20 protein-coding genes, 1 rRNA gene and 1 pseudogene are annotated in these 19,266 nt (G+C 35.4%); 10 read left to right on the top strand and 12 right to left on the bottom strand.

The window, feature by feature from the left end; translation table 11 throughout:
• Window positions 1–266 precede the first annotated feature (266 nt).
• From ychF to EKM03_RS06865, 7 genes are all read left to right on the top strand, one after another.
• Entirely contained in the window at window positions 267–1,361 is a 1,095-nt protein-coding gene (gene ychF / locus EKM03_RS06895; protein WP_126452619.1) for a redox-regulated ATPase YchF, read from the top strand.
• Between the two features lie 373 nt (window positions 1,362–1,734).
• Window positions 1,735–2,256 (top strand): NADPH-dependent FMN reductase, encoded by a 522-nt coding sequence (locus tag EKM03_RS06890; protein WP_126463048.1) that lies wholly within the window; start codon window positions 1,735–1,737, stop codon window positions 2,254–2,256.
• A 142-nt stretch (window positions 2,257–2,398) separates the two neighbouring features.
• The gene (locus EKM03_RS06885; RefSeq protein ID WP_126463051.1) at window positions 2,399–4,261 is read left to right on the top strand and encodes a DNA topoisomerase IV subunit B; all 1,863 of its coding nucleotides are present in this window, start codon (window positions 2,399–2,401) and stop codon (window positions 4,259–4,261) included.
• Window positions 4,262–4,272: 11 nt separating this feature from the next.
• A complete protein-coding gene (locus EKM03_RS06880; protein ID WP_126553547.1) occupies window positions 4,273–4,458 on the top strand; it encodes a hypothetical protein in 186 nt (61 codons plus the stop codon).
• Between the two features lie 50 nt (window positions 4,459–4,508).
• Entirely contained in the window at window positions 4,509–4,958 is a 450-nt protein-coding gene (locus EKM03_RS15255; protein ID WP_126553545.1) for a DUF1016 N-terminal domain-containing protein, read from the top strand.
• 77 nt (window positions 4,959–5,035) lie between these two features.
• Entirely contained in the window at window positions 5,036–5,209 is a 174-nt protein-coding gene (locus EKM03_RS15250; protein ID WP_233584072.1) for a PDDEXK nuclease domain-containing protein, read from the top strand.
• On the top strand, window positions 5,209–7,899 hold the full coding sequence (locus EKM03_RS06865) for a DNA gyrase/topoisomerase IV subunit A (protein WP_126740084.1): 2,691 nt from the start codon (window positions 5,209–5,211) through the stop codon (window positions 7,897–7,899). The genes EKM03_RS15250 and EKM03_RS06865 overlap by 1 nt, the downstream gene beginning before the upstream one ends.
• 39 nt (window positions 7,900–7,938) lie before the next feature.
• Here EKM03_RS06865 and EKM03_RS06860 read toward each other — a convergent pair whose 3' ends face one another.
• From EKM03_RS06860 to EKM03_RS06830, 7 genes are all read right to left on the bottom strand, one after another.
• Entirely contained in the window at window positions 7,939–8,709 is a 771-nt protein-coding gene (locus EKM03_RS06860; protein ID WP_126463058.1) for a TerC family protein, read from the bottom strand.
• A gap of 33 nt (window positions 8,710–8,742) precedes the next feature.
• Window positions 8,743–9,117: a DNA topoisomerase IV gene (locus tag EKM03_RS06855; RefSeq protein ID WP_126463060.1), complete on the bottom strand. Its 375-nt coding sequence runs from the start codon at window positions 9,115–9,117 to the stop codon at window positions 8,743–8,745.
• Window positions 9,118–9,278: 161 nt separating this feature from the next.
• Window positions 9,279–9,851, bottom strand: a complete 573-nt coding sequence (locus EKM03_RS06850; protein ID WP_126562965.1) for a pentapeptide repeat-containing protein — start codon at window positions 9,849–9,851, stop codon at window positions 9,279–9,281.
• Window positions 9,851–10,072 carry a DUF6095 family protein gene (locus EKM03_RS06845; protein WP_126463064.1) on the bottom strand — a complete coding sequence of 74 codons (222 nt, stop codon included), beginning with the start codon at window positions 10,070–10,072 and terminating at the stop codon, window positions 9,851–9,853. Before EKM03_RS06845 ends, EKM03_RS06850 begins: the two co-directional genes overlap by 1 nt.
• Window positions 10,073–10,128: 56 nt before the next feature.
• Window positions 10,129–10,941 (bottom strand): N-acetylmuramic acid 6-phosphate etherase, encoded by an 813-nt coding sequence (murQ, locus tag EKM03_RS06840; RefSeq protein WP_126740083.1) that lies wholly within the window; start codon window positions 10,939–10,941, stop codon window positions 10,129–10,131.
• 155 nt (window positions 10,942–11,096) lie between these two features.
• Entirely contained in the window at window positions 11,097–11,765 is a 669-nt protein-coding gene (locus EKM03_RS06835) for a ZIP family metal transporter (protein WP_126562967.1), read from the bottom strand.
• Window positions 11,766–11,853: 88 nt separating this feature from the next.
• Complete coding sequence (locus tag EKM03_RS06830; RefSeq protein WP_126463070.1) at window positions 11,854–12,618, bottom strand: class I SAM-dependent methyltransferase; 765 nt, start codon at window positions 12,616–12,618, stop codon at window positions 11,854–11,856.
• Window positions 12,619–12,713: 95 nt separating this feature from the next.
• On the opposite strand from EKM03_RS06830, the gene EKM03_RS06825 reads away from it, so the two are divergent.
• Both EKM03_RS06825 and EKM03_RS06820 read left to right on the top strand, forming a co-directional pair.
• Complete coding sequence (locus tag EKM03_RS06825; RefSeq protein ID WP_126452595.1) at window positions 12,714–13,889, top strand: class I SAM-dependent RNA methyltransferase; 1,176 nt, start codon at window positions 12,714–12,716, stop codon at window positions 13,887–13,889.
• Between the two features lie 56 nt (window positions 13,890–13,945).
• Window positions 13,946–14,182 (top strand): hypothetical protein, encoded by a 237-nt coding sequence (locus EKM03_RS06820; protein ID WP_126463073.1) that lies wholly within the window; start codon window positions 13,946–13,948, stop codon window positions 14,180–14,182.
• 100 nt (window positions 14,183–14,282) lie between these two features.
• On the opposite strand, the gene EKM03_RS06815 is transcribed toward EKM03_RS06820, so the two are convergent.
• The 3 genes from EKM03_RS06815 to rlmD all read right to left on the bottom strand — a co-directional run bounded on the left by EKM03_RS06815 (window position 14,283) and on the right by rlmD (window position 17,101).
• Window positions 14,283–15,104, bottom strand: coding sequence for a DUF6048 family protein (locus EKM03_RS06815; protein ID WP_126740082.1), 822 nt, complete (start codon window positions 15,102–15,104; stop codon window positions 14,283–14,285).
• Window positions 15,076–15,597, bottom strand: a complete 522-nt coding sequence (locus tag EKM03_RS06810; protein ID WP_126562969.1) for a DUF6452 family protein — start codon at window positions 15,595–15,597, stop codon at window positions 15,076–15,078. Before EKM03_RS06810 ends, EKM03_RS06815 begins: the two co-directional genes overlap by 29 nt.
• 88 nt (window positions 15,598–15,685) lie before the next feature.
• Window positions 15,686–17,101 (bottom strand): 23S rRNA (uracil(1939)-C(5))-methyltransferase RlmD, encoded by a 1,416-nt coding sequence (gene rlmD / locus EKM03_RS06805; RefSeq protein WP_126463077.1) that lies wholly within the window; start codon window positions 17,099–17,101, stop codon window positions 15,686–15,688.
• Between the two features lie 480 nt (window positions 17,102–17,581).
• On the opposite strand from rlmD, the pseudogene EKM03_RS06800 reads away from it, so the two are divergent.
• Window positions 17,582–18,563 (top strand): annotated as a pseudogene (locus EKM03_RS06800) (transposase).
• Between the two features lie 156 nt (window positions 18,564–18,719).
• Here the strand turns inward: EKM03_RS06800 and EKM03_RS15245 are convergent.
• Window positions 18,720–18,845 carry a hypothetical protein gene (locus tag EKM03_RS15245; RefSeq protein WP_317125163.1) on the bottom strand — a complete coding sequence of 42 codons (126 nt, stop codon included), beginning with the start codon at window positions 18,843–18,845 and terminating at the stop codon, window positions 18,720–18,722.
• A gap of 165 nt (window positions 18,846–19,010) precedes the next feature.
• Window positions 19,011–19,120, bottom strand: a 5S ribosomal RNA gene (rrf, locus tag EKM03_RS06790).
• Window positions 19,121–19,266: the final 146 nt, after the last annotated feature.

The following is a 19,266-nucleotide window of genomic DNA, read 5'->3' as shown; positions in this document are numbered from 1 at the left end:
TAAATCGATCGCAATATAATTTTTTTTAACAAAATATTAGTAAATTTTTCGTTTTTTTATAAAAAATATTTCAGATACGTTTAATCTGAAATTTTACTTATTTAAACATTTTTAAAATCTTATCTTTGCATACTTTTAGCGGTAGCTACTAAATTTTACGTTTAGCGTGTCATTCAAAAAAAGCATTACAAAATCGTGATGAAATCTGTTTAAAAACAGCAAAAGTGACGATACTATACTCCATTAAAAATAAATATTATCTACATATGAAAGCAGGAATTGTAGGATTACCAAATGTTGGAAAATCAACATTATTCAATTGTTTATCCAATGCAAAAGCGCAAAGTGCCAACTTTCCTTTTTGCACCATCGAACCCAATATAGGTGTTGTAAATGTTCCGGATTCCAGAATGGAAAAACTGGAAGAATTAGTAAAACCAGAACGCGTGCAAATGGCAACTGTCGATATCGTTGATATTGCAGGATTAGTAAAAGGAGCCAGTAAAGGGGAAGGTTTAGGAAATCAATTCCTTGGAAACATTAGAGAATGTAATGCGATCATCCATGTTTTGCGTTGTTTTGATAACGATAACATTGTTCACGTTGACGGAAATGTAAATCCTATCCGCGACAAAGAAACCATAGACATCGAGCTGCAATTGAAGGATTTGGAGAATGTTGAAAAACGCTTAGAAAAAGTAAATCGTGCCGCTAAAACGGGAAATAAAGAAGCACAAACCGAAAAAGCTCTTTTAGACCGAATCAGAGAAACATTGCTTCAGGCAAAATCAGCTAGAATAGTAATTCCTCAAAACAATGATGAAGAGGTTTTGATGGAAGCGTTTCAGTTAATTACAGCAAAACCAGTTTTATACGTATGTAATGTTGATGAAAACTCAGCAGTAAATGGAAACAAATATGTGGATCAGGTTCGGGAATTGGTCAAAGATGAAGATGCGGAAGTAATTATTCTTTCGGTTGGTGCTGAAGCTGATATTACCGAATTAGAAAGCTATGAAGAGCGTCAGGTTTTTCTGGAAGATATGGGTTTGACTGAGCCAGGAGCCTCAGTCTTGATACGTGCAGCTTATAAATTATTGAAGCAACAAACTTACTTTACAGCAGGTGTCAAAGAAGTTCGTGCTTGGACTATAGATGTTGGGGCAACTGCGCCACAAGCTGCAGGAGTAATTCACACTGATTTCGAAAAAGGATTTATCCGCGCCGAAGTGATTGCATACGAAGATTTTGTTCATTACGGTTCCGAAGCTAAATGTAAAGAAGCCGGGAAATTCAAGGTAGAAGGAAAAGAATACATCGTAAAAGATGGAGATGTGATGCATTTTAGATTCAACGTGTAAATAAGTCATAATGTCAAAAGTCATAAAGTCGAAAGTTAGTAATAGCTTTCGACTTTTTTGTACCCAATCCAGCTTTCCACTTCAAACGAAGTTCACTGAACTCCAATTAAAATAAAAGTTTAGTGAAGTACTATTTTCCCATCAATCTCTTTTTTCTAAGACAAAAAAAGGAGCTTCCGCTGGTTGCTCTTTTATGTCAAGAAAAAAATGAGATTGATCAGAAAAATGCTTTCCGTTTCACTCTGGGGTAAAATTAATTTTGCAAATATCAGATTTCATAGTTTCTCATCTTTGTTTTCAAAATGGGTCAATCTGTGGCTAATTATTTTGGAGCTGAACCAATTTTTAGTACTTTTAGTCAAAATAAAGTATCATGAAAATAATCGCTTTTGGCGCAAGCCCCAGCAAAAACTCGATCAACAAAAAATTAGCGACTTACGCAGCGAATCTTTTTGAAAATGCAGTAGTTGAGGTGCTGGATTTAAATGATTTCCAAATGCCGATATTTACCGTCGATATAGAAAAAGAAATTGGTCAGCATGAATTAGCAAAATCATTTCTGGCTAAAATTGCCACTGCTGATATTCTAGTGGTATCCATGGCGGAAAATAACGGAAATTATTCTGCCGCTTTCAAAAATGTTTTTGACTGGTGTACCAGAATAAATGCGAAGGTTTTTCAGGAAAAACGCATGTTATTGATGGCTACTTCTCCCGGAGCCAGAGGCGGAGCAAGCGTTTTGGGAATTGCAAATAACGCTTTCCCCTTTTATGGCGGAAACATAAAAGCGACTTTTTCATTGCCTAGTTTTGAGGCTAATTTTGATGTGATAAATAATAAGATTTCTAATGCTGAATTAGACAATCAGTTGAAAGAGATTATCAAGATTTTTTAAATTCGAATATCAAAAATCAATTTCAATTTGAAATCGTTAATTCTAAATCGGTTGTCAATATCATTCTTAATAACTTTGATGACTTCCTGTTTTAAATTTTATCGAATTACACTACATTAGCACCAAATCCACAAAACCTACAATGTCCGATCAAAATCAATATACCGAAGACAACATTCGGTCACTCGACTGGAAAGAACATATTCGCATGCGTCCCGGAATGTACATCGGAAAATTAGGCGACGGCTCCTCTTCAGATGACGGAATTTATATTCTGCTGAAAGAAGTACTCGATAACTGTATCGATGAATTTGTTATGGGTGCTGGAAAAACAATCGAGGTCACTATCAAAGATAAAACCGTTACGGTCAGGGATTATGGACGTGGAATTCCTTTGGGAAAAGTGATTGATGTAGTTTCCAAAATGAATACCGGCGGAAAATATGATTCACTTGCGTTTAAAAAATCAGTTGGTCTGAACGGAGTAGGGACAAAAGCAGTCAATGCGTTGTCCAATTATTTTAGAGTAGAGTCCGTTAGGGATGAAAAACAAAAAGCAGCAGAATTCTCAGCAGGAAACCTTGTTCTCGAAGAAGATATTATCGAAACCACCAAGCGAAAAGGAACCAAAGTTACTTTTATTCCAGATGAAGCAATTTTCAAAAATTATAAATATCGATATGAATATGTAATCAAAATGCTCAAAAATTATTGTTACTTAAACAATGGTTTGACAATTCTTTTCAACGGTGAAAAATATTTTTCAGAAAATGGTCTGAAAGATTTATTAGAAGAAACTATTCATGCTGAGGATTTAGAATATCCTATCATTCACTTGAAGGGTGAGGACATCGAAATTGCTTTGACGCACAGCAAAACCCAATACAGCGAAGAATACCATTCGTTTGTAAACGGACAAAACACGACTCAAGGCGGAACACATTTAGCAGCCTACCGGGAAGCAATTGTTAAAACCATCAGGGAGTTTTACAACAAGAGTTTTGAAGCTTCTGATGTTCGAAAATCAATCGTTACAGCGATCAGCATCAAAGTAATGGAGCCGGTTTTTGAGTCGCAAACCAAAACTAAATTGGGTTCAACTGACATGGGATCCGAACCGGGAATGCCTTCCGTGCGTACTTTTGTAAACGATTTTGTGAAAACCAAATTGGACAATTACTTGCATAAAAATCCACCAACCGCAGAAGCATTATTACGAAAAATTATTCAAGCCGAAAGAGAGCGCAAAGAATTGTCCGGAATACGAAAATTAGCGACAGATCGTGCCAAAAAAGCAAATCTGCACAATAAAAAATTAAGAGATTGTAGGGCGCATCTCCCAGATACTAAAAACCCTAAAAATCTGGAAAGCACGCTTTTTATTACCGAGGGAGATTCTGCATCCGGATCCATTACTAAATCGCGCAATGTAAATACGCAAGCCGTTTTTAGTTTGCGTGGTAAGCCTTTGAATTCCTATGGAATGAGCAAGAAAATTGTATATGAAAATGAAGAGTTCAATTTGCTGCAAGCGGCACTGGATATTGAAGATGGCTTAGAAAAATTGCGGTATAACAACATCGTAATTGCTACAGATGCGGATGTTGATGGAATGCATATTCGCTTGTTATTGATTACTTTTTTCCTGCAGTTTTTCCCTGAATTGATAAAAGAAGGGCATTTATACATTTTGCAAACGCCACTTTTCAGGGTTAGAAACAAGAAAGAAACCATTTATTGTTACTCTGATGAGGAACGAAGAAATGCTATTGAAAAATTAAAACCAAAACCAGAAATTACCCGATTCAAAGGACTAGGTGAAATTTCACCGGATGAGTTCAAAAATTTCATAGGCGAAAGCATTCGTTTAGAACCCATTATGATGGATAAAAACACTTCGATTGAGCAATTATTGTCATTCTATATGGGCAAGAATACGCCGGACAGACAGGAATTTATCATCAAGAATTTGAAGGTGGAATTAGATGTGATTGAGAAAATTTAAATAATTATAAAATGCCTACAAAAAGAATACTTATTCTTATTGCCCTACTATTTGTGATCAGTTTTTCAGCTACTTTTTTTATTATAAAGAGCAATGATCACAAGGAATGTGAAACAGTTGTAAAAAAAGAGTTGGATAAAAATGGAAATAGTGTCACAAAAGAAGAGCATATTTGTAAAGAAAAATATTCGTTTTAGCATTTTAAGACAAAAAATATAATTAACTACTATTCAATAGAATATATTTAATGAAAGACGAAGAAAATACAATTCCAAATAATTCTCAAAATAAAATTTTATTTTCTCAAGTGGTCACGCTGTTGCAAAATACCCGTCAACAGGTTTTACGTACCGTAAATTCAACAATGGTTTACACCTATTTTGAAATGGGAAGAATGATTGTTGAAGAAGAGCAAAGCGGAAAAGAACGAGCTGAATGCGGAAAGCAACTACTAAAAGGACTTTCTGAACAGTTGACTATTCAGTTTGGAAAAGGGTTTTCGATTCGGAATTTAGAACAAATAAAACAATTTTACATAACTTATTCAAAATCCGATTCATTGACCCGGATTTTAGAAATTCGAAATTCGCAATCACTGACTGCGGAATTCAAATCTCAAAAAGCGCAGACAGTGTCTGTAGATTTAAATAAATTAAATTATCAAAAAATTTCAGGATTCTTAAATGTTTTATACTGATTGATTTAAAAATAGGAGAATTAAAACACCAAGATTTGTGACAAATGCAAATGTATGTCAATTAAGATGACCGAGAAATGCGTTTTGAAGATGAAAATAAAACCATAGGAATTGTACTGTGCCAAAACAAAAGTGATTTGGTTTTAGAATATACTTTACCTGAAAAGAATGAGCAAATTTTTACTAGCAAATACAAAACAATTCTGCTAAGCAGAGAAGATTTAATACAATTAATTTCGGAATCAAGATAATGAAAGACGAAGAAGACGATAACATATTACCAGAAGGTCAGGAAGAAGATAATTCGATTAATGAAAATCAATCTGAAGAAAAAACCTCGAAAGGCCAGCATTTTTACGACAATCAAGAAGACGGCAACGATACCATTACCAAAGTTACGGGAATGTATAAGGACTGGTTTCTGGATTATGCCTCGTATGTAATATTAGAGCGTGCCGTACCGGCTATTGAAGATGGTTTTAAACCGGTGCAACGCCGTATCATGCACTCTTTGAAGGAGCTGGATGATGGTCGTTACAATAAAGTGGCCAATGTTGTTGGGCACACCATGCAATATCATCCTCACGGAGATCAGAGTATCGGTGATGCGATGGTGCAAATAGGGCAAAAAGAATTACTGATTGATTGTCAAGGTAACTGGGGAAATATCCTAACAGGAGATGGTGCTGCGGCTTCGCGTTACATTGAAGCACGTTTGTCTAAATTTGCTTTAGAAGTGTTGTACTCTCCAAAAATTACCGATTGGGGTGTGTCCTATGACGGAAGACGGGCAGAACCCAATAACCTGCCAGTTAAATTCCCATTATTATTAGCTTCCGGAGCCGAGGGAATCGCAGTAGGTCTTTCTACGAAAGTATTGCCTCATAATTTTAATGAATTAATCGATTCATCGATAAAAATATTAAAGGGAAAACCGTTTACTTTATATCCTGATTTCTTGACACAGGGAATTGCAGATGTATCCAATTATAACGATGGATTGCGTGGTGGACGTATCCGTGTGCGAGCCAGAATTAGTCAGCTAGATAAAAATACTTTGGTAATTACCCAGATTCCGTTTTCGACCAATACGACGACTTTGATTGACAGTATTTTGAAAGCCAATGAAAAAGGGAAAATCAAAATCAAGAAAATTGAAGATAACACCGCTGCTGAGGTCGAAATATTAATTCATCTTTTTCCGGGTGTTTCTCCTGATAAAACCATTGATGCATTGTTTGCCTTTACGGCCTGTGAAACTTCGGTGGCACCATTAGGCTGTGTGATTGAAGACAACAAACCGCTGTTTATTGGAGTCTCTGCGATGTTGAAAATTTCGACCAACAGAACTGTCCAATTACTGAAAAGCGAACTCGAAATCCAGTTGAGTGAATTAGAGGAGCAATGGCATTTTCTTTCTTTGGAACGTATATTTATCGAAAATAAAATCTATCGTGATATTGAAGAACAGACCACTAAGGAAGGCGTCATTAAAGCGGTAGATGATGGACTGAAACCCTACATTAAACACCTGAAGCGCGCCGTTACCGAAGACGATATTCTGCGTTTATTGGACATCCGAATCATGCGTATTTCTAAATTTGACAGCAACAAGGCTCAAGATAAAATTCAAGCGCTGGAAGGAGATATTGAACAAGTGAAACACGATTTAGAACATCTGATTGATTTTGCTATAGCCTATTTCACACGATTAAAAGAGAAATATGGTAAAGGGAGAGAACGCCAAACTGAGCTTCGTGTTTTTGATGATATCGAAGCCACGAAGGTAGTCCTTAGAAATACTAAATTGTACGTAAACAGAGAAGAAGGTTTTGTAGGAACGAGTTTAAAAAAAGACGAATATGTTACAGACTGTTCTGATATTGACGATGTAATTGTTTTTCTGCGTGACGGAAAAATGATAATTACCAAGGTAGATGCGAAAACCTTTGTGGGAAAAGATATCATTCATATTGCCATTTTTGACAAAAGTGATAAACGGACCATTTACAATACGATTTACCGTGACGGAAAATCAGGACCTTCTTATATAAAACGGTTCAATGTTTCAGGTGTGACTAGAGACAAAGCGTATGATCTGACGAATGAAAGTACAGGATCACAAGTGGTGTATTTCTCCTGTAATCCAAACGGAGAGGCAGAAGTAATTACCATTATGTTGCGTCAGGTGGGAACTGTCAAAAAACTAAAATTCGACATTGATTTTGCGAGTTTAGCTATAAAAGGAAGAGGTTCGAAAGGAAATTTAGTCACTAAATATCCAATCAAGAAAATTGAATTAAAAGAAAAAGGAATTTCAACATTATTGCCTCGAAAAGTATGGTTTGATGAAACCGTACAAAGACTTAATGTGGATGGAAGAGGAGAACTGTTAGGCGAATTTAGACCTAATGATAAAATTTTGATCCTTTCGCAATCCGGAAAAGTAAAGGTAATTACACCAGAATTATCTACACATTTCGATGAAGATATGATCGTTTTAGAAAAATGGATTCCAAAAAAACCAATTTCAGCCATTTATTATGATGGTGAAAAAGAACGTTACTACATCAAACGCTTTTTGGTGGAAACCGAAAACAAAGAGGAAAGTTTTATTACAGAACATGCTAATTCACATCTTGAAATTGTATCAACAGAGTATCGTCCAGTAGCTGAATTAGTTTTCACAAAAGTGAAAGGCGTTCAAAAAGAAAATATAACTGTAGATATAGAGTCGTTTATTGCACTCAAAGGATTTAAAGCACTAGGGAATCAATTAACCGCTGATAAGTTAAAACAAGTAAACCTGCTGGACTCTTTGCCTTATGAAGCACCGGAGGAAATTATTCCAGAAGAATTGGAAGTAAAAGGGGAGACTAATGCTGACGATTCAGGCATACAGCGCGATGATGACGGTCAGATAATATTAAGTTTAGAATAAAAAAAATGCTCCGATTTGGAGCATTTTTTTTATAAATAATTATTTTTTCTTTCTCATTTTCATGTTTAGGAACTCGACAGCCAATGAAAAAGCAATTGCAAAATACAAATAAGCTTTAGGAACCACTCCTACAGATTGGCCTACCAATACTGCTTCGGATAAGTGCATACTCTCCGTGATCAGCATAAAACCAATCAGAATTAAAAATGCCAAACCTAAAATCTGTATAGATGGATTGTTGTTTACAAACGTTCCAACCGGCACCGCAAACAGCATCATAACCCCAACAGAAATTAAAACAGCCGTAATCATAATATACAATGCACCTTCCAGTCCGTTAGTCATGCCTACAGCAGTCAAAATACTGTCTACGGAGAAAATAAGGTCAATCAACAAAATCTGGACAATAACGTTAGCAAATGATTTTGCCGCCGAAGTTTTTAAATTTTTTTCTTCTTCTCCTTTATGGTCTACTTTTTCGTGAATTTCCTTGGTACTTTTGTAAATAAGAAATATACCACCGGCCAATAATATCATCGCTTGCCCGTTAAAATGAGCAGAGAACCAACCCCAATCCACACTAAACCACGGTTCTTTCATTGCAATAAGAAGTGTAATCCCAAATAACAGCGCAATCCGCATGAACATGGCTAGAAATAAACCAATTTGCGTGGCTTTTTTTCGTTTTTCAACGGGTAATTTTCCTGTAACAATCGAGATAAAGATGATATTATCAATACCCAGTATGATTTCTAGAAACGTCAATGTTAACAGTGCTACCCAAGCATCAGGATTTAAAAATACTTCCATTTTATGTAGTTATAATTGTTTGATTTAAAATATTTAATCCGAAATCTTTGTTACTGTTCCTCTTTGTTTGGCATCAGAACCAACCATTCCAAACTCAAAGGTATACGATTTTTTTGATGTAGTCAAAATTTTCATACCAATAGCTTTTTCTTCAGCCATGTTTTTAGGATGCAGTTTTTGCAGTACATATTCGCAATCACTGATCCAACGAATGGAAGCTGTATCCGTTTTTCCTTCAAAAGTCTCAATTTCAATACTGTCGTTTCGCTCAAAAAAAGCCGTTTTCGTAACACCGTCTACGTCATATTCAAATTTGAATTTTCCGGTTTTAAAATCTTTGCAGTTGCGCTCTGTAGTATAACAAGACAACAGCAATAGCAGTGGGAGAAGAAATATTATTTTTTTCATTTTTATTTTTTTTAGTACCTAATCCAGCTGTGCGTTGCAACTCCCAAGGCTTAATTTTTTTTTCTATTGACAAAAAAGGAACTTCTTTTAGTCGTTCTTTTTAGTCAAGAAAAAATAGCTTTAAGCCTTGCTTGGTTTTCACTTCCATCTGGGGTAGTAGATTATTGGATTTTAATATCATATTTGTCCAGAAGACCAATAATTCCTTGTGTCGAAAATTTTGCTTTTTTCATCGGATTGAATTCAGGATCAATTTTAAAATCAGTTGCTTTTGAAAAATCGGCTCCAGCTAATTGCGTATTATTAAAAACAGCACCATCCAGATTGCTATTGTCAAAAACGGAACTCGTAAGATTGGTCCCAACAAAACCTACTTCTCTTAACGAACAGGAAATGAATTTTGTCTTTGGCATTTTTTTATTGGCAAACGAAGAATAATCCAAAACACATTCCTGAAAACTGACATTAAACAAGAAATCATCACATTCTTCAAATTGAATTCCAAGCAATTTACAGTTTTTGAATTGTATTCCTTTTAAGCTAGTTCCGGATAATTTAGTCATAGCCAGATTACAATCAATAAACTCGCAATCCATGAAACTGCTATAAGAAAAATCACTATTGGATAAATCGCAGTTTCTAAAAACGCAATCCTCAAATTCTCTGTTATTCACTTTTTTATCGACGTAAATAATTTTTTCGAATGTTTTTTGAACGTGAATTAGGTTTTCCATTAGTCATTAAATAAACTTTTCATAATTGTTTTTAGTCCCAAATACATCAAATACATTGCACTGATGCAGGTAATGATACCTATTGCTAAAACTAAATAGTGCCAAACATTGTGTTGATTCATAAAAGCATTAGTAATGACAATTGGACCAATAAACAGCAAAGGCAAAGCACCTGCCAAATATTTAATTCCTTTAGATAAAAGTTCTTTGTTGGTTGCCATTTTTCTTGTTTATAGGTTTACTCTTCAAAGGTAATCGATATGTTGAAAAACAAGTGTTACTTTTTGTAATTATCAACTGCTTTTCGCACACTTCCGTGTTTTTTTAATAATTCGGCAGCTTCTTTATAGGAAACAGAAATTTCTCCCAGTATCATTTTTATGCCACGATCTATGAGTTTGCTGTTGCTCAGTTGCATGTCGACCATTTTGTTGCCTTTTACTTTTCCCAGCTGAATCATAGTGGCTGTTGAGATCATGTTGAGTACCAGTTTCTGTGCCGTACCTGCTTTCATACGGGAACTTCCAGTTACAAATTCGGGCCCAACAACTACTTCTATAGGGAATTTTGCGGTTTGCGAAAGCGGACTTCCTGCATTGCAAGAAATACTTCCTGTAGTAATATTATTTTCGTTGCAAGTTTGCAATCCTCCAATAACATAAGGTGTTGTTCCGGAAGCTGCTATTCCTATAACTACATCATCTTCATTTAGCTCGAAAGCTTTTAAGTCTATCCAAGCCTGAGTTGTGTTGTCTTCGGCATTTTCTACGGCTTTGCGGATTGCGGTATCTCCACCAGCAATAATCCCGATTACTAAATTGAAAGGGACTCCAAAAGTTGGTGGACATTCCGATGCATCAAGAATCCCGATACGACCGGATGTTCCTGCTCCAATGTAGAATAATCGTCCGCCGAGTTTCATTTTGGTAACAATTTCAGTCACTAAAGTTTCTATTTGTGGCAAGGATTTTTCTACGGCAAGAGGAACGGTTTTGTCTTCCTGATTGATATTAGAAAGCAATTCCTGAACCGACATTTTTTCTAAATCGTCGTATTTTGAGGATTGCTCGGTGGTTTTTTTGAATTCCATATTTATTTTTTTTGAAGGGACAACTCGCGAGGTGCCCGTACATTTATTTCTTGCGTGAGGGATAGAAGTGGAAATCTTTTTTTATGTAGCGACAGCGGAATAAAAAAGATTGCAACATATAGCCCGACCCTTGCGGTCACGCCCAAATTGTAAAATTATATAAAATACGCCAGCGCAATTCCTATCACGATCATGGAAACTTTGGCGATGTTAAACTTGTGTCCTTCACTACTTTCAAAAATAATGGTGGAAGAGATATGGAATAATATCCCAATTACAATGGCTGTGATTTCAGTATAATACTCATTTAATATGGGCAAATAATCCGATAGAACAGTTCCCAACGGCGTCATGACTGCAAAAGTGATCATGAAGAAAAAGATAGCCTTTTTATTCAGGTTTGAATTGATGAAAAAAGTAGTCAAAATAATGGCTATAGGCAAATGATGAATGGCAATTCCTACCGCTAAATCATGATGATGGCTTACCGGGAATCCTTCCAGAAAGGCATGAATGCAAAGACTGATAAACAATAACCACGGGATTTGGGTCATGGTTTCATATCCGTGTACGTGTCCGTGCTCAGCACCTTTTGAGAAAAATTCCAATATAATTTGGAACAATATTCCAAGCATAATAAAGAGTCCGATAGTTGGATTTACACTTTCATAAACTTCTGGCAACAAATGCATTACGGTCAAGGAAAGCAGAAACGAACCACTAAAGGCCAATAGTAATTTTAGATTGGTTTTATTTTTTGGTTTTAAAACCAAGGCGATACTATATCCTATAAGTACGGAAAGTAAAGGTAAAAGGTAATTCATATTCTTTGTTGAATCGTTTATTTGTTGATTTTCTTCCGGTTTATTTTTTTGATTAACCTTATAAACGATTAACCAATTAACCCAACAACTATTTGAAAATCATGATTAGTCGTTCACTATCTGTTTTATGGAATTTTTTTAATTTGTAATCGCCAAAAATATCTAACAAATAAATACCGGCTTCTTCCATTAACATCTCAAAATCTTTTAGGTTTAATGCTTTAACTTTTTCGGTAAAGTGAAACTTTTGTCCTTTGTCTTCAAATTTAATTTCTTTATACAGATATCCTTCTTTCAGATAACGGTTCATGTGAAAATCGATTCCTTCGACCGTTTTAGTTTCTTCGGGAACCAGTGTTTCGATAACTTGGGTGACGTTCATAAAGTCAATCACAGCAAATCCATATTCCGATAGGCTTTCTTTGATTGCGATTAGCGTAGTCAGGTTATCTTGGTCATTTTCGAAATAACCAAAACTAGTAAATAAATTAAAAATGGCATCGTATTTTTCATCAAAAGGTTCCCGCATATCATGTACTTTGAAATGAAGGGTTTCATTTGCATTTTTAGTAGCTTCGGCAATGCTGTTTTCTGATAAATCCGCACCCAAAACCGTAAAACCTAATTGATTCAAATAAATAGAGTGTCTGCCTTTGCCACAGGCTAAATCCAATACATTAGCTTTTTCAGGCAAGTTGAGATAATGCGTCAAATTATCCATGAAAATCTGTGCTTCTCTATAGTTTCGGTCTTTGTACAGAATGTGATAATACGGAGTGTCAAACCAGGAAGTATACCAGTTTTCAGTTGATTTCAGTTGGTTTTCAGTTGGCGGATTTTGTGCTGCAGACATTTATTCTTTTTCAATTAATTCGATTGATGCAAATTTAGTGTATTTTTGCCGAATATAACGATAACAATTTCCCCTTTGAGGGGTAAAGGGCGCAAATGGAAAATAATTATAAAATGATTGCCAAAACCTTTTTTGGTTTTGAAGAAATATTAGCAAAAGAATTGCAAATCCTTGGTGCACAAAACGTAGAGCAAGGTGTGAGAATGGTAAGTTTTAAAGGCGATAAAGGGTTCATGTACAAAGCGAATTTATCTTTGCGCACGGCTTTGAAAATCCTAAAGCCAATTTATTTTTTCAAGGCTAATAATGAACAGGCTTTATACAAAGGAATTTCGGGAGTCAATTGGTCTAAATTGATTGGTGCTAATCAGACTTTTGTGATTGATACCACCGTGCATTCAGAATATTTTAATCACACGGAATTTGTTTCTCAAAAATGTAAAGATGCAATTGTAGATCAGTTCAGAGAGAGAACTGGGCAACGACCTAGCATTGATAAAGTACATCCTGATTTGAGAATCAATATTCATATTGATAAAGACCAGGTTTCAGTAGCACTGGATACATCAGGTAATCCGTTGAACCAACGTGGATATAGAACTGCTACCAATATTGCTCCTATAAACGAGGTTTTGGCTGCAGGAATTCTACTGCTTTCTGGTTGGGACGGTCAAACGGATTTTTTAGATCCAATGTGTGGTTCCGGAACATTTCTGGCTGAAGCAGCAATGATTGCCTGTAATATTCCGGCAAATATCAACCGTAAGGAATTTGCTTTCGAAAAATGGAACGATTGGGACAATGATTTGTTTGATAGTATTTCAGACAGTTTATTAAAACGCGTTAGGGAGTTTCATTACACCATAAAAGGCTATGATAAAGCACCAAGTGCCGTTCAAAAAGCCAAAGACAATATCAAGAACACCAATCTGGAGGAGTATATTTCTATTGACGAACAAAACTTTTTTGATACCGAGAAGTCTTCCGAAGGGAAACTTCATATTGTTTTCAATCCGCCGTATGATGAGCGATTGGATATTCACATGGAAGAATTCTATAAAAACATTGGCGATACTTTAAAGAAAAACTATCCTGGTACGAATGCTTGGATGATTACAGCAAACTTGGAAGCTTTGAAATATGTAGGGCTAAAACCTTCCAGAAAAATTAAACTTTTCAATGCCGGCTTAGAAGCCCGTTTGGTAAAATACGAAATGTATGAAGGCAGTAAAAGAACAAAGTTTCAGGTAACAACTGATACTGCTGAATAAACTAGTATTCTGTTTTTACTTTCGACCTTTGAATTAAAAATTTTAAAACTTAAAAAATGACTAAATTACAAATACGAGCATTCTTATATCAATTGGGATGTTTTGCAATCTTATTTATTTCTGCGAGATATGTAGTGGAACATTACACGAATTTAACCGGATTATGGATTCCGTTAACCGCATTTGTCATAGGAACACTTTTATCACCAAAATTCCATGCGATAAAAACCAAAGACGGAGAGAAATTATTCATGAAGTGGATTTTGATGAAAGGAATTAAGGAAATAGGATAGTTTAGAAATCCTAAGACATTCTATTTTTAAAATAGTGACCGCTAATTTGCCAATTTTTTGCACTAAATAAAAATTAGCGAATTAGCGGTTATTTTTTTATCTACTTTTTTGGGACTGCAATAGGTTTCACTTTTTTCTTATAAATAGGGACAAAATACGTCACCGTATAATTGAATCCTACGCCAAAACTGCCATCATAAGTTCTGTTGAATCCAGGAATATATAAGTTGGAGAAATTTTCCGGTTCTTTATTGGTTACTAATCGGTTCAATCGAAGGCTGAATCCCATAAATACGTTGTCAAATACTTTAGCTTTTATTCCAGCCACCACTTCAATCCAGCTGGCGGATAGTCCACTGAACTTTTTGCCGGATACAATTTCCGGGACTTCACCAAAATAAGGGTTTGCATTGTAGATGCGATAGCTGTTTAATTCCTGATTAAATGTGCTGAAACCGTAGCGCATTCCTATAGAAATCACATTTTCCATATCCAGCCAGTTTTCATAAGCATTATAATCAAAACCGGCTTTTATGTAGGAGCCTTTGGTGGTAAAATTGACGCGATCATCAGCTGTAGTTTTGTTTTCATTACCAATTTCGGCCGCTAAAAAATACTTTTTAGTCAACCGATAGTCGGCTACAAATTCAATTCCCTTATAATTTTGGTCATACAAAGCTCGCGTCAGTTTGAATAAATCAACTCCTACACGTATCCCATAGCGATCTGTTTTTATGGGAATCGAATCGTTATTTTTTGGTTCCGTATTGATTCCAACCCGCTGCAATGGAGTTTCGGGAATGATTTCATCTGTTTGGGTAGTTTTCGTGCTCTCTTTCACAGGTGTTTTCTCTTGCGCTTGCATCAAAGTCAACGACAACAGGAGACCAAAACTAAAAAAAGATCTTAATGTGTATTTCATTTTCATTTTCGATGTTACTTCTTTCAACCGATATAAATTGTATCCATTTTTGATTTGCCGTTGTTGCATCAGTATGGGTATATGGATTTGTTGGATCCAATGTGAATATTGTTTTGTAGCCACAGGCTCTGGAGACAAAAAGTTCCTGTGTAGTATACTTAAATTGTATATTATCTTCATCAACCAATGCCGAATTAGGATTTCCAGAGTTCAGCGTAAAACTATAACTGGTACTACTTTTGGCTGTTTTCAATGGAATCGAAATCTTATTTGCACTGGTAGTTTGGAGACCATTAAAAACAATTCCATCCGTCATTCCTTCACCAACTACTTTTAGATTTGTTACATTTTTTAGAACAGAAGGATTTGAAAAATCATAAAACTCTATCACTAATCTTGGTGTAGTTTGGGTATTTGCATCACAAATATCATCTTTCTCACAACTGGAGAAAGCGAAAACGAAAAACAATAACAATAAAAATGTTTTTTTCATATAATACTATTCAGTGTTCAGTGTGCCGTTTTTAGTGTTCCGTTTTTAGTGTTCCGTAATTTAAGTTCTGAATACTAAAAACTGACCACTATTTTCTTCTTTCTAAAAGTACAACATTCTCTACATGATGTGTTTGTGGAAACATATCCACAGGACGTACCCGGGTCACTTTGTATTTCTCATCCATCAACGCCAAATCACGCGCTTGTGTTGCCGAATTACAACTGACATAAACTACTTTATCAGGCGCAATCTTCATGATTTGTTCAATTACGTCTTTATGCATTCCGTCTCTTGGCGGATCAGTAATAATCACATCAGGATGTCCATTTTGTGCTATAAAACTATCGTTGAAAACCACTTTCATATCACCTACAAAGAACTCACAATTAGTAATTTCATTGCGTTCCGCATTTAATTTGGCATCTTTAATAGCTTCAGGAACACTTTCAACTCCAATAACTTTTTTGGCATTCTTAGATACAAACTGTGCAATTGTTCCAGTTCCGGTGTATAAATCGTACACGATTTCGTTTCCGGTAAGTCCGGCAAAATCGCGCGTTATTTTATACAATTCATAGGCTTGATCAGAATTAGTTTGATAAAAAGATTTGGCGTTAATACTGAATTTCAATCCTTCCATTTCTTCCAAGATGTAATCTCTTCCTTTATATAATTTAATATCGGTGTCGTATAAAGTATCGTTGGCTTTATTATTGATAACGTATTGCAACGAAGTGATTTGTGGGAATTTCTTGTGAAGATGATCCAGAAGTAATTCTCTGTTGGTTTTATCGTTTTCGAAAAACTGGATCAAAACCATGATTTCACCAGTAGAAGCGGTTCTCAACATCAGCGTTCTAAGCAAACCTTCATGTGCTCTTGGATTAAAAAAAGTCAGTCCATGCGCATTGGCAAAGTCTCTTACTTCGTTTCTAATGGCATTCGATGGATCTTCTTGCAAATGACATTTGTTGATGTCCAGAATTTTATCCCACATTTTCGGAATATGAAAACCAAGTGCGTTTCTATTTCCTAGATCTTCGGTGCTGCCAATTTCCGCTTCGGTCAACCAACGGCTGTTCGAAAATGAAAATTCCATTTTGTTTCTGTAGAAAAACTGTTTTTCCGAACCAAGAATTGACTCAAATTCAGGAAGTTCTATTTTTCCAATGCGTTGCAAATGATTTTTTACTTCGTTTTGTTTGTAATGCAATTGTTGGCTGTATTTCATATTCTGCCATTTACAACCGCCACAAACACCAAAATGCTCGCAAATAGGTGCAACACGATGCTCCGAATATTCATGAAAATGAACTGCTTTTCCCTCGTAATACGCCTTGCGCTTCTTAAAAGTTTGCACATCAACCACGTCACCCGGAACCACATTCGGGATAAAAACTACTTTACCATCGGGAGCCTTTGCTACCGATACGCCTTTTGCACCAGCATCAAGGACTTTTATTTGATGAAAGACAACTTTGTCTGTATTTTTCTTTGCCATAGCGCAAAAATAAGCGTTTGATTGGTTTTATAAATTCAAATTAGCAACTATTTTTAATAAGAAGTGTTTTTTATTGGCGTAACATTCTGTTTTAGATAATAACTTCAATTTTTTGGCACTTATTACTGTTGATTAAAATAAATTTTCCTTTTCTTTTTCATAATTTAAAATTAAGGCTTTTATTCTTAACTTTTATGCGGGTAAAGTTAGCAAGTACAATATTCAATATTACCCTCAAATTAATACTGTGTATTATAAGCGTCTATTTCCTTACTAACTCCAAAAGTGCCACTAGTTACACTACTAATCATATCAATATCATAATCACCTCAAGCTATTTGCCCACCGTATCTATTTTCGTGAATTTGTTTAGCAGCGTCATCAGTAAAAAGTTTGCGTATTTTTTAAAAGAGATCAATAGATTCGAAGCCTAATGATTGTAAAGCCATTACTTCTTTCTATGGAGTTAGTATCAAAAATCTGCAACATCAATACAAAGATTTCCTAAGTGATTTCAAAACGTGGGATGAACTATCACACGCCAAACAATGGCTTATTTTTCCAAAAAACTTAGGCAAACGTTTATCGATTGATGAAACTTCTCTCTCCAACGCAGAATTCTATACTATCTTAACCAATAAAGCAGCAAAAGGAAAGAACGGAACTATAGTTGCAATGATTGCCGGAACTAAAGCCAATACTGTTATTGCAATTATCAAAAAAATCTCTCTAAAACAACGCAATCAAGTCTCGGAAATTACATTGTACATGGCAGCAAATATGGCATTAATTGCCAAGATGTGCTTTCCAAATGCCACAAGGATAACCGACCGGTTTACTCATATATTTTCATTGAAATTTTGGAATTCGAGATACCGCTTCGCTAAATTCATGTTCAAAAGTTAGCTTAAGAAGCTTTACAAGAAATCAGAATCTAGTATCGTTGGCAAGCAATTGACCTCCAGAATAAAGCTATAGAAAAAGCAAAATCATCAAAGAAAAAATACAACCCTATACTATTAGCAAATGATGATACTGCCAAACAATTATTGGCAAGAAGTCGCTATTTCTTATATAAAAACAAATCAAAATGGTCTGAAAATCAAGCAGAACGTGCCAAGTTGTTGTTTGAATTGTATCCCTATATTGAAAAAGCCTATGACTTAGCTCAAGATTTAAGAACCATCTTTGAGAGAACAACCGATAAAATTATTGGTCTTTCAAGGCTCGCTAGATGGCATGAAAAAGTAAATCAATCAGGGTTTAAACCTTTAAATCTTTCAATACAATCTCAAGATCAATAATGAATCACTACCAAACAATATTAAACTATTTTGATAATAGAAGCACAAATTCATCGGCTAAGTCATTCAATGCTAAAATAAAAGCGTTTAGATCTCAATTCAGAGCGGTTAGAAATATAGAATTTTTCCTTTTTAGACTAACAAATATTTATACTTAATTTTTATCGCTCCACAGGTTTTGGGATTGATCCCCTAGTTCGTCTTGGTATTCTCTTCTATTAAACTTATACTTGTATTAATCTCCTTTAAGACAGATGCATATTTAAATTTAGATAGGTTATAAACTCAAAAAAATGAATTTCAATCGTGTCTTTTTACACCATCAAATACCCGTCAAAGTCAGCACTACCCAATTCTTGAAAACCCAAGTGGTTCACATAGAAATCCCGTGTAATCGCTTTGTTGCGCATGGGTAGCTTTGAGTTTATGACGGTTAGCATGATTTTGGGTTTGATCGTAAGGATCACTCGTTAAAGAGTTTTTAGAACCCCAGTCTTTTCAGACTGGGGTTTTTAAAGAAAGGCGACGAACCGAGCCCGCAGGGCGAACACGTGGTATCTATAAACAAAAGAACCCCAGTCTTTTCAGACTGGGGTTCAAATAAAGAAAGGCGACGACATACTCTCCCACATAACTGCAGTACCATCTGCGCAGGCGGGCTTAACTACTCTGTTCGGGATGGGAAGAGGTGAGCCCCGCCGCAATAACCACCTTAAGAGGTTATAATTGCTTTGGGCAATTATTGTAATGTTGTTTATATCTTATAAACATCAGTTACATAATTTCTTAACATACTGAGATAAAGAAAATAAAAAGTATTAGAAAGTTTCTTCCTGCCGATTGCTCGGCAGGAAAAGCGTA

The organism is Flavobacterium sp. GSP6 (assembly GCF_003984855.1).
GTDB lineage: Bacteria > Bacteroidota > Bacteroidia > Flavobacteriales > Flavobacteriaceae > Flavobacterium.
The sequence above is the reverse complement of the archived record's forward strand: the minus strand, read 5'-3'. Positions and strand labels throughout refer to the sequence as shown.